General features: G+C 51.4%; 11 protein-coding genes and 1 pseudogene. 8 read left to right on the top strand and 4 right to left on the bottom strand.

Annotated elements, in window-relative coordinates:
- A pseudogene (locus tag H0247_RS14740) lies at positions 1–473 on the top strand (YwqJ-related putative deaminase); the annotation flags it as partial.
- Positions 474–477: 4 nt separating this feature from the next.
- Complete coding sequence (locus H0247_RS14735) at positions 478–915, top strand: SUKH-3 domain-containing protein (RefSeq protein ID WP_180743205.1); 438 nt, start codon at positions 478–480, stop codon at positions 913–915.
- 65 nt (positions 916–980) lie between these two features.
- Here the strand turns inward: H0247_RS14735 and H0247_RS14730 are convergent, their stop codons facing one another.
- From H0247_RS14730 to tolC, 3 genes are all read right to left on the bottom strand, one after another.
- Positions 981–1,205: a SymE family type I addiction module toxin gene (locus H0247_RS14730; protein ID WP_033569057.1), complete on the bottom strand. Its 225-nt coding sequence runs from the start codon at positions 1,203–1,205 to the stop codon at positions 981–983.
- A 69-nt stretch (positions 1,206–1,274) separates the two neighbouring features.
- Positions 1,275–1,676 carry a helix-turn-helix domain-containing protein gene (locus tag H0247_RS14725; RefSeq protein WP_033569058.1) on the bottom strand — a complete coding sequence of 134 codons (402 nt, stop codon included), beginning with the start codon at positions 1,674–1,676 and terminating at the stop codon, positions 1,275–1,277.
- A 103-nt stretch (positions 1,677–1,779) separates the two neighbouring features.
- A complete protein-coding gene (gene tolC / locus H0247_RS14720) occupies positions 1,780–3,171 on the bottom strand; it encodes an outer membrane channel protein TolC (RefSeq protein WP_180743204.1) in 1,392 nt (463 codons plus the stop codon).
- A 337-nt stretch (positions 3,172–3,508) separates the two neighbouring features.
- Between tolC and nudF the strand changes: the two genes are divergently transcribed.
- From nudF to parE, 5 genes are all read left to right on the top strand, one after another.
- Positions 3,509–4,141 carry an ADP-ribose diphosphatase gene (nudF, locus tag H0247_RS14715; protein ID WP_180743203.1) on the top strand — a complete coding sequence of 211 codons (633 nt, stop codon included), beginning with the start codon at positions 3,509–3,511 and terminating at the stop codon, positions 4,139–4,141.
- A 4-nt stretch (positions 4,142–4,145) separates the two neighbouring features.
- Positions 4,146–4,577 carry a DUF1249 family protein gene (locus H0247_RS14710; protein WP_180743202.1) on the top strand — a complete coding sequence of 144 codons (432 nt, stop codon included), beginning with the start codon at positions 4,146–4,148 and terminating at the stop codon, positions 4,575–4,577.
- A 107-nt stretch (positions 4,578–4,684) separates the two neighbouring features.
- A complete protein-coding gene (gene cpdA, locus H0247_RS14705) occupies positions 4,685–5,512 on the top strand; it encodes a 3',5'-cyclic-AMP phosphodiesterase (protein WP_180743201.1) in 828 nt (275 codons plus the stop codon).
- Positions 5,512–6,093: an esterase YqiA gene (gene yqiA, locus H0247_RS14700; RefSeq protein WP_010280221.1), complete on the top strand. Its 582-nt coding sequence runs from the start codon at positions 5,512–5,514 to the stop codon at positions 6,091–6,093. Before cpdA ends, yqiA begins: the two co-directional genes overlap by 1 nt.
- 84 nt (positions 6,094–6,177) lie before the next feature.
- Positions 6,178–8,073: a DNA topoisomerase IV subunit B gene (gene parE, locus H0247_RS14695; RefSeq protein WP_180743200.1), complete on the top strand. Its 1,896-nt coding sequence runs from the start codon at positions 6,178–6,180 to the stop codon at positions 8,071–8,073.
- 179 nt (positions 8,074–8,252) lie between these two features.
- Here the strand turns inward: parE and H0247_RS14690 are convergent, their stop codons facing one another.
- On the bottom strand, positions 8,253–8,912 hold the full coding sequence (locus H0247_RS14690) for a TetR/AcrR family transcriptional regulator (protein WP_180743199.1): 660 nt from the start codon (positions 8,910–8,912) through the stop codon (positions 8,253–8,255).
- 82 nt (positions 8,913–8,994) lie between these two features.
- Between H0247_RS14690 and H0247_RS14685 the strand changes: the two genes are divergently transcribed.
- Positions 8,995–9,735: a 3-oxoacyl-ACP reductase family protein gene (locus H0247_RS14685; RefSeq protein ID WP_180743198.1), complete on the top strand. Its 741-nt coding sequence runs from the start codon at positions 8,995–8,997 to the stop codon at positions 9,733–9,735.
- Positions 9,736–9,767 lie beyond the last annotated feature (32 nt).

The raw sequence follows: 9,767 nt of genomic DNA, 5'->3' as shown, positions 1-9,767 counted from the left end.
ATCCCTATGACCCGATAGGGGTGTTGGGGGGTGAGAGTAACTACGGGTATGTGCATAACCCTGTCAGTTGGGTCGATCCGTTTGGGTTGGCTGGGTGTTCCAAAGAGTTAGCACAAAGAAAAGCACAGGAACTTCGTGATAGTGCTACATCAAATACACAAAGAAGTAAGTTACCCAGAGCAACATCGGCGGTAGTCGATAAGGCTACAGGTAAAGTCTATTATGGATTCAGTGGGCGACCTCTTCCTAATTTTATTCACCCTCATTTGGCAGAAAGAATGCCTAGTCCTAGCTTAGAAAGATGGCCTGTTCAAAATTGTGCAGAATTCAAAGGTGTGAATCAGGCTTTGCTGGATGGAGCGAGGTTAGAAAATTTAGAGGTTCATACAGTGAAAACTATATCAGGCGAAGCATTCCCAATGTGTTCTAATTGTCAAACTACCATATTTGGTACGATAGTTACGAGTGGGTAATTATATGAATAAATTAGTTGACCTAGCGTCAAAATATGGCGAAATAAAAAGACAGGATACTGACCTGTCTAAGTGCTTGGAAAGCATAGAAAATTCTGGCTACTCTGTTTCAGATGGATTGATTTCGTTTTTACAGGAATATAACGGTTTTCAAGGATATCACTCTGCTTACAAAGATACTAATAGGTCTAGTAAGTTTTTCTATATAGACCCCGAAAAAGCTATCTTGGAACTATACAAGGAACAAGTTGAAAGTTATGAAAAAATAACAGAATGTCCTTTGGTTCCTATTGGTGAATGTGATAACGGATACATTATACTCATGTATGGTGATGATGTTATATACGGTGTTTTTGATGAATACATATATAAATATGGGAAGGACATTGAATCTTGTTTTGATGTTCTAATTAATGGTAAGGAAGCTATCGAAATTAATTAAAAATAACGCCGGAAGCGATCCCACGATCCTTCCGGCTATTTTTTATCTGCTGTTTAGCTCAACGATCAGACATTAATCTCCGTCTCAATCACTATCCTTCCCCGCTCCACCGTCACGGTAATCGGCATCCCGGTCATAAAACCCGACTCTTCCAGCCAGCGGCCTTTAAGGTTAATCGCCGACGGCGGGTTAGGCTTGCCGTTTTGTGGGGCGTATCCCACCGTGTAGTAACGTTCTGTTTTAGTTGCTGTATTTACCGTGTTGCGTGACGTAGAATCATGCGCAGCCATAGTCAACTCCTTCCAGTTGGTTGTGGTGAGCGGCGGCAGTGGGGGGCAACCCATTACCGCCGCGCTGTTTTAACGTTGTCTCACACTCTTCTTCACTGCCTTCTCCACGTTGACTTTAGTCACAAAACTGTCAATCACCATAATCAACGCTCTTTGCTCTTCATCCGGCAGCGCATCCGCCTGTTGCCAGAGTTCGTGTAACTCGGCATTGCGGATCTTCACATCCTTGCTGGCCTCGACTCTCCCCACCAGTTCATCCAGCGAAACCTGTAACACATCAGCCAGCTTTAGCAGCGTCTCCAGTTGCGGGAAAATGTGCCCCCGCTCCCAGCGGTTATAGGCTCTGGGCTGGACGTCTATCATCTCGGCAAGTCGTGTCTGGGTTAGCCCTCGGGCTTCCCTCAGTGCTTTGAGGCGTTCGGAAAAAGCGGACATATCAAGACCTGTCATCAGGAAATCAATAGCTGTCATTGTATGCCCCCTTTTTTAAGGTTTATCGCGCTTAAGCGTGAACCAATAAAAAAGGGGAACCGTGGTTCCCCTGTATTTGATGCGTGTAAACGCGACTCGCTGATTAACGCTGTGCCGAGGCGGTGATTGCCTGAGGAGCGCTGTTGTCCGTTACGGCCGGTGTGGTTGAAACTGGCTGACCCAGTGATGCATTCAGTGCTTGCAGATCGGCTTCATTCAGCGTGCCCTGCGCGGATTTGATGTTTAGCTGATTGATCAGATAATCATAACGTGCGCTGGAAAGCTGCTGTTTGGCGTTATACAGCGTGGTGGTGGCATCCAGTACGTCAACAATAGTACGTGTGCCTACTTGATAACCGGCCTCCATCGCATCCAGAGAGCTTTGTGCGGACACTTCAGCTTGTTTGTATGCATTGATGCTGCTGATGGAGGCTGAAATATTGTTAAACGATGAACGTACCGTTTGGATAACAGAACGGTGTGCGCTTTCCAGTAGTTCACTGGAGCTGACGTAGCTGTGCTGCGCCTGTTTCACCTGAGAGTTGGTCGCGCCGCCGCTATAAAGTGGCAGAGTGAAGTTAATGCCAACGCGGTGTTGCCCTGCGTCGGTGTCGTTGAAGTTGCCGCTATTTGTGCGGGAACCGGAATAGCGAGTATCACTCACACCTGTTGATGCAGTGAGATCCAGCGTTGGCATATAGCCCGTTTCGGCGGAGCGAATCTGCTCACGCGCCAAATCCTGGCTCAAACGCGCGGACAACAGGTTCAGGTTGCGGTTTTCCGCCTCTTTCAGCAGGTTGTTAACGGCTTCAGGCTTCTGTGTAGAGAAACGCTCGATGTTCAGGCCGGCCAACTGTGGGTAGAAATTACCGGTAATCTGGCGCAGTGATTCCAATGCGTTATCCAGCGTATTACGCGTCAACACTTCATTAGCTAACACGCTGTCGTATTGGGAGCGGGCGTTCTGTACGTCGGTAATCGCGACCAGACCGACGTTGAAGCGCTGTGTCGTTTGATCCAACTGACGATAAATTGCCTGCTTCTGCGCATTGATGTAAGACAGTGAGTCAATTGCACGCAGGACGTTGAAATAGGCGGTTGCTGTGTTCAGCATCAGGTTTTGCTGGGCGGTCTGATAGGTGACGTCTTCAATACCCGCTTGTTTTTCCTGCAACGTCAGCGCACGCCATTTGGACATGTCGAACAACGTCTGGGTTAACTGCAATGTTGCGCTTTTCTCGTTGTTGTTGACGCCATTGCTGTCACGGTAACCTTTGTTATAGGTATAACCGGCGTTGATTCCCAACTGCGGCAGTAACGGGCTACGTGATTCGTTAATCTTTTCAAATGCGGCGTCGCGGGTTGCCGCAGCGCTGCGTAGATCAGGGTTGGTGCTTTTTGCCTGCTGGTAGACCTGTAACAGGTTTTCCGCCTGACTCATGGCGCTAAAACCGCCCAGGCTCAGACCAATCAGAAGAGGGAGCAATTTCTTCATTTGCATTCCTTGTTGTGCAGCAATCTCGCTATGGTAGCGCTGTCTGTAGACGAATAATTGTCGATTCTATCAGAATCTGCCAATAGGATAAGGTAGCTGAACGTGCCATCTTTCAGCGGAATATGTCCAAATGGTCAGGTAAATTGACCTCTTGGATGATTCAGTGCGATGTTTTGCTGTTCAGTAAGGTACCGAAACGTGATGCGATGTACGGGAACCCCCTTCACTTCGCCGACGTCACGCCTAATAAACGTTCAAAAACAATGATGAGTATAATGACAGCGGATTCCGCCATACAATACCGGATTCCATTAATACTTGTTACAGGAGTGCAGTCATGTCGTCTTCCGCATCCGGCCCAGTTACTTTCACCAAAGATGATGTAGAAATTATTGCACGCGAAACGCTGTACGACGGTTTTTTTTCGCTGGAGCGTTACCGCTTCCGTCATCGCCTGTTTAATGGCGGCATGAGCGGTGAAGTCAGTCGTGAGATCCTAGAGCGTGGCCATGCTGTCGTGCTGTTGCCTTACGATCCAGTGCGTGATGAAGTGGTATTAATAGAACAGATTCGGATTGCTGCCTATGACACTAGTGCGTCTCCCTGGCTGTTTGAGCTGGTGGCTGGCATGATTGAGTTAGGAGAAAGCCACGAAGACGTGGCGCGGCGCGAAGCACAAGAAGAAGCCGGATTAAGGGTTGGCCGTTGTCGACCGATAATCAACTATCTCGCCAGTCCCGGTGGCACCAGTGAACGTCTGGCGGTGATGGTGGGCGAAGTGGATACTAGAACAGCGAAAGGCATTCATGGCCTGGCGGACGAAAATGAAGATATTCGTGTACATGTCGTGAGTCGTGAGCAAAGTTATCAATGGGTTGAAGAAGGCATCGTTGATAACGCCGCGTCTGTCATTGCCTTGCAATGGTTGGCGTTGCACCATGAAGAACTGAAACGCGCGTGGGTGGGTTGAATTGATGAAACGTTATACTCCGGATTTCCCCGCCATGATGAGGCTATGTGAAACCAACTTTATGCAATTACGGCGTTTGCTGCCGAAAAGTGATGAAGTCGGTGAAATCGCGGTTTATCACGCCAATAATGCGGTCTATCAACTGACGATACTTGAATCTACCCGCTATACCTCATTGGTCGAAATTAAGCAGACAGCACCCACTGTCAGCTACTGGAGCCTGCCAATGATGAGCGTTAGGCTGTATCATGATGCACTGGTTGCGGAAGTGTGTGCCAGCCAGCAGATCTTTCGCTTCAAAGCACGTTATGATTATCCTAATAAGAAGTTACATCAACGTGACGAAAAGCATCAAATTAATCAGTTTCTTGCTGATTGGCTAAAATATTGTTTGGCGTATGGTTCGATGTCGATACCGGTTTTCGATACCCAATAGATTTCAAGGCGCAGGATGGCGACAGTCGGGCCATCAAGGGAAGCTAACGTATTCTGCAATTTGAGAGATGACGGGTAGAGACAGATTTACGTAACCAAGGACACCATTTGGAAAGCCTGTTGACACTGCCTGTGGCGAGTGGCGCCAGAGTCAGGATTTTACAAATAACGGATACCCATCTTTTTGCGGGCGAGCATGAAACCTTGCTGGGTATCAACACCTATCGTAGCTATCACGCGGTGCTGAATGCCATCAAGGCTCGGCAGGATGCGTTTGATTTAATCGTGGCGACGGGCGATTTGGCGCAGGATCACACGCTGGAGGCCTATCATCACTTCTCGCGCGGCATTGCGCAGATCCCAGCACCTTGCGTATGGCTTCCCGGTAATCATGATTTCCAACCGGCGATGGTCGATGCGCTGGCTGACGCCGGTATTGCGCCGTCTAAGCATGTGCTGTTGGGCGACAAGTGGCAGATAATTCTGTTGGATAGCCAAGTATTTGGCGTCCCGCATGGCGAGCTGAGCGAATACCAGCTTGAATGGTTGGAGCGCAGCCTGAAAAGTCAGCCTGACCGCTTTACGCTGTTACTACTACACCATCATCCGCATCCTTCCGGCTGTACCTGGCTCGACCAGCACAGTTTGCGTAATGCTCATAGCCTATCTGCGGTGCTGGATCGCTATCCGCAGGTGAACACCGTGCTGTGTGGGCATATTCATCAGGAGATGGATTTTGACTGGCATGGCCGCCGTTTGCTGGCGACGCCGTCGACCTGCGTGCAGTTTAAACCGCACTGTACTAACTTCACGATTGATGAGGTCGCGCCGGGTTGGCGCTATCTGGATCTGCTGCCGGATGGGCGTCTGGAAACTGAGGTTTATCGTCTGTCGGGTAGCGAATTCCTGCCTGACATGGATTCGGACGGTTACTAATGCCCACGCTTCTTTATCTGCACGGCTTCAACAGTACGCCACAGTCGGCAAAAGCGACCGCGCTGCAAACGTGGCTGGCTGAGCAGCATCCTGAAATTGATATGGTGATTCCACAGCTTCCACCGTATCCGTCGGAGGCGGCTGAGATGATGGAGTCGCTGATTATGGAGCGGGCCGGCCGTCCGGTGGGCATTGTTGGCTCTTCCCTCGGTGGTTATTATGCCACCTGGTTATCCCAGTGTTTTATGCTGCCTGCCGTGGTGGTGAACCCTGCGGTGAAGCCGTTTGAACTGTTGCTGGACCATCTGGGCGAATATCAGAACCCCTACACCGGTGAAAAATATGTGCTAGAGTCTCGGCACGTTTACGATCTGAAGGTCATGCAGGTTGACCGACTGGAATCGCCGGATTTGCTCTGGCTGCTGTTGCAGACAGGGGATGAGGTGCTGGATTATCGTCAGGCAGTCGCGTATTACACGGCCTGCCGTCAAACTGTGGAGTCAGGGGGCAATCATGCCTTTGTTGGATTTGAGCACTTTTTCGCACCGATTGTGAATTTTTTAGGGCTCACGACAGACTGAATCACCACCTATGCATTGAAAAACGATCCGCCGAAAGCGGCTCGTTAAACACCATTCACTGAACTCAAAGAATTAACGCAAACTATGGCTCAATCAAGTTATAACGCTGATGCGATTGAAGTACTCAGCGGACTGGAACCGGTGCGCCGTCGTCCGGGAATGTACACCGATACCACGCGTCCTAACCATCTGGGACAAGAGGTCATAGATAACAGCGTTGATGAAGCGCTGGCGGGTCATGCACGCCGAATTGATGTGATTCTGCACGCCGATCAGTCGCTGGAAGTGATTGATGACGGCCGTGGTATGCCGGTGGATATTCACCCAGAAGAGGGGGTGCCTGCCGTTGAGCTGATTCTGTGTCGGCTGCACGCAGGCGGTAAATTTTCCGGTAAAAACTACCAGTTCTCGGGCGGCTTGCACGGCGTAGGGATTTCCGTGGTGAACGCCCTGTCTACCCGTGTTGAAGTCACCGTTAAGCGCGACGGTCAAGTGTATGACATCGCGTTTGCCAACGGCGATAAAGTACAGGATCTCACCGTAACGGGCACCTGTGGGCGTCGTAACACTGGGACGCGCGTGCATTTCTGGCCGGATGAGACGTTCTTTGACAGTGCCCGGTTTTCCGTCTCCCGTTTAACTCACCTGCTGAAGGCCAAAGCGGTCTTATGCCCCGGTGTGGAAATCATCTTTAAAGACAAAGTTAATAATACCGAGCAGCGCTGGTGCTATCAGGATGGCCTGAATGACTACCTGTGTGAAGCGGTGAATGGCCTTATCACGCTGCCAGAAAAACCGTTTCTGGGGTCGATTGCTGGCGAGACCGAAGCCGTAGACTGGGCGTTGCTCTGGCTACCGGAAGGCGGTGAACTGCTGACGGAAAGCTACGTTAACCTGATTCCGACGCCAATGGGTGGGACGCACGTTAACGGTTTGCGTCAGGGGCTACTGGATGCGATGCGTGAATTTTGCGAATTCCGCAATATTCTGCCGCGTGGCGTGAAGCTGAGCGCAGACGATATCTGGGAACGTTGTGCTTATGTGCTGTCGGTTAAAATGCAGGAACCGCAGTTTGCCGGGCAGACCAAAGAACGCCTTTCTTCTCGCCAGTGTGCCGCGTTTGTATCCGGCGTGGTGAAAGACGCGTTCAGCCTGTGGTTGAACCAAAATGTGCAAGCGGCGGAGCAACTGGCCGAGCTGGCGATTTCCAGCGCGCAGCGCCGTATGCGTGCCGCCAAAAAAGTGGTGCGTAAAAAGCTGACTAGTGGGCCGGCACTGCCGGGAAAACTGGCCGATTGTACCTCACAGGATCTCAGCCGAACCGAGCTGTTTCTGGTGGAAGGGGATTCGGCGGGTGGCTCGGCGAAGCAGGCGCGCGAGCGTGAATTCCAGGCGATCATGCCGCTGAAAGGGAAGATCCTGAATACCTGGGAAGTGTCCTCCGATGAGGTTCTGGCGTCGCAGGAAGTGCACGATATTTCGGTGGCGATCGGCATAGATCCTGACAGCGACGATCTCAGCCAACTGCGTTACGGTAAGATCTGTATTCTGGCGGATGCGGATTCCGATGGCTTGCACATTGCGACGCTGCTGTGCGCGCTGTTTGTTCGCCATTTCCGAGCGCTGGTTCAGGGTGGTCACGTTTATGTCGCGATGCCGCCGCTGTACCGTATCGATCTGGGCAAAGAGGTTTACTACGCGCTGGACGAAGAGGAAAAAGCGGGCGTGCTGGAACAGCTTAAGCGCAAGAAAGGCAAGCCAAACGTTCAGCGTTTTAAAGGATTGGGCGAAATGAACCCGCTACAACTGCGCGAGACCACACTGGATCCGAATACGCGCCGTCTGGTGCAGTTGACCATCAACGAAGACGACATCGATCAGACAATGGCGATGATGGATATGCTGCTGGCGAAGAAACGCTCGGAAGATCGCCGCAACTGGCTGCAAGAGAAGGGTGACAAGGCGGAGATCGAGGTCTAACTACCGACTCCTGCATTAGCCAAACAAAAAGTGACAAGCTGCCTGTATGGTGAGCAAAACGCTCATGATACAGCCGGCTTTCTTCTTTTCAGTTTTCAGCAAATGGCCTTGCCACTGATCCTTAAGACTGTTCGCCCGACTTTGTCGTTTTCTTTACGGTGCTGGTTAACCACTGCGGCTCAACGTTTCTCACATCTCACCTGCGCATCCCATCCTGACAGGGCGCATTGAACGATATTCTCAAGTTCTGTGCGGCTGGTGCCATCGCGTGATTGCAGCGCCATTCCGCCCTGTATCGCGAAAACATAGCGCGCCAGTCCGTTAACGTTCAGCGCGGCGTCTAATTCCCCCTCGTAAACCGCTTGCTCAAAGCGTGTTTCTAGCTTTTTCAGCGCCTGTGCGCGTGCATCCCGCACGATAGCGCCAAGGGTGGTATTTCCCTCTTCGCCGACGGCGGACAGCGCGAGCATGCAGCCGGGAGGATCGTCTGAGCCGTTCGTACCTGTGAGTGCTGCGGCTGAATCCATCAGGTAGGCTTGAACGGCGTCACGAGCCGTCTGAGCGCTATCGAAACCCGCCCAAACGCGTGGACCGTAGTGTTCGGTGTAGTAGCGAACCGCTTCGGCGTACAGTTCCTCTTTTGACCCAAACGCGGCATATAGGCTGGGCGACCCAATCCCCATCGCAGCAGTGAGATCGGACAAAGAAGTGGCTGAAAAGCCCTTGCGCCAGAAAAGATATGTCGCCTTTTCTAGCGCTTTTTCGCGATCGAACCCACGCGGCCGCCCTTTGGCGGGGCGTTCCGTTGAGGCGTTTTTAGAATTAAGTGAATTCTGCATCGTTCGTTACATAAATAAATTGACGGTTACCCATAGGGCGCTTATAAAATTATATATCAATCATTACAAAATAGGGGAAGCAATGACTGAACTTGCAGGTAAAAAAGCGCTGGTGACCGGCGCATCTCGCGGTATTGGCGCGGCTATTGCGCTTGAACTGGCGGAAAAAGGCGCAGATGTGGCGATCACCTACCAGAACTCTGAGGCTAGGGCATTGGACGTGGTGCGGGCGATTGAATCAAAAGGCCGTCGTGCCTTCGCGATAAAGGCCGATAGTGCGGACGCCGAAGCCGTTGTGCGTTCGGTGAATGAAGCGGCACAAATGCTGGGCGGTCTGGATATCCTGGTCAATAACGCAGGGGTTGCTCGTGGCGGCATGTTGTCACAACTGAGCCTTGCAGATATTGATGACACGCTGAACGTGAACGTGCGTGCTGTGGTGCTGGCATCGCAAGCGGCAATTCCACACTTAGGTCAGGGCGGCCGCATTATCTCTATAGGATCGAGTGCCGCTGAGCGTGTTTCTATACCGGGATTGTCGGTGTACGCAATGTCCAAATCTGCGTTACTTTCTTTCACCCGCGGGCTGGCACGTGAGTTGGGGCCGAATGGCATCACTGTGAATTTGGTGCATCCGGGGTCAACTGATACAGATATGAATCCGGCTGATGGCGATTACGCAGAAGCGCAACGAGCGTTGATTGCACTCGGTCATTATGGCAAACCCGAGGACATTGCTGCTGCAGTGGCTTTTCTAGCTAGCCCAGGGGCTCGACAGATTACGGGAACTGGGATCACCGTGGATGGTGGATCTAACGCCTAAAGCTGCGGTGTGCATTCTTGCCTGAGTGGTGG

The organism is Pectobacterium sp. CFBP8739 (assembly GCF_013449375.1).
In the GTDB taxonomy this organism is placed as follows: domain Bacteria; phylum Pseudomonadota; class Gammaproteobacteria; order Enterobacterales; family Enterobacteriaceae; genus Pectobacterium.
Note: the sequence above shows the minus strand (reverse complement) of the source record. Positions and strands in the feature narration are given on the sequence as shown.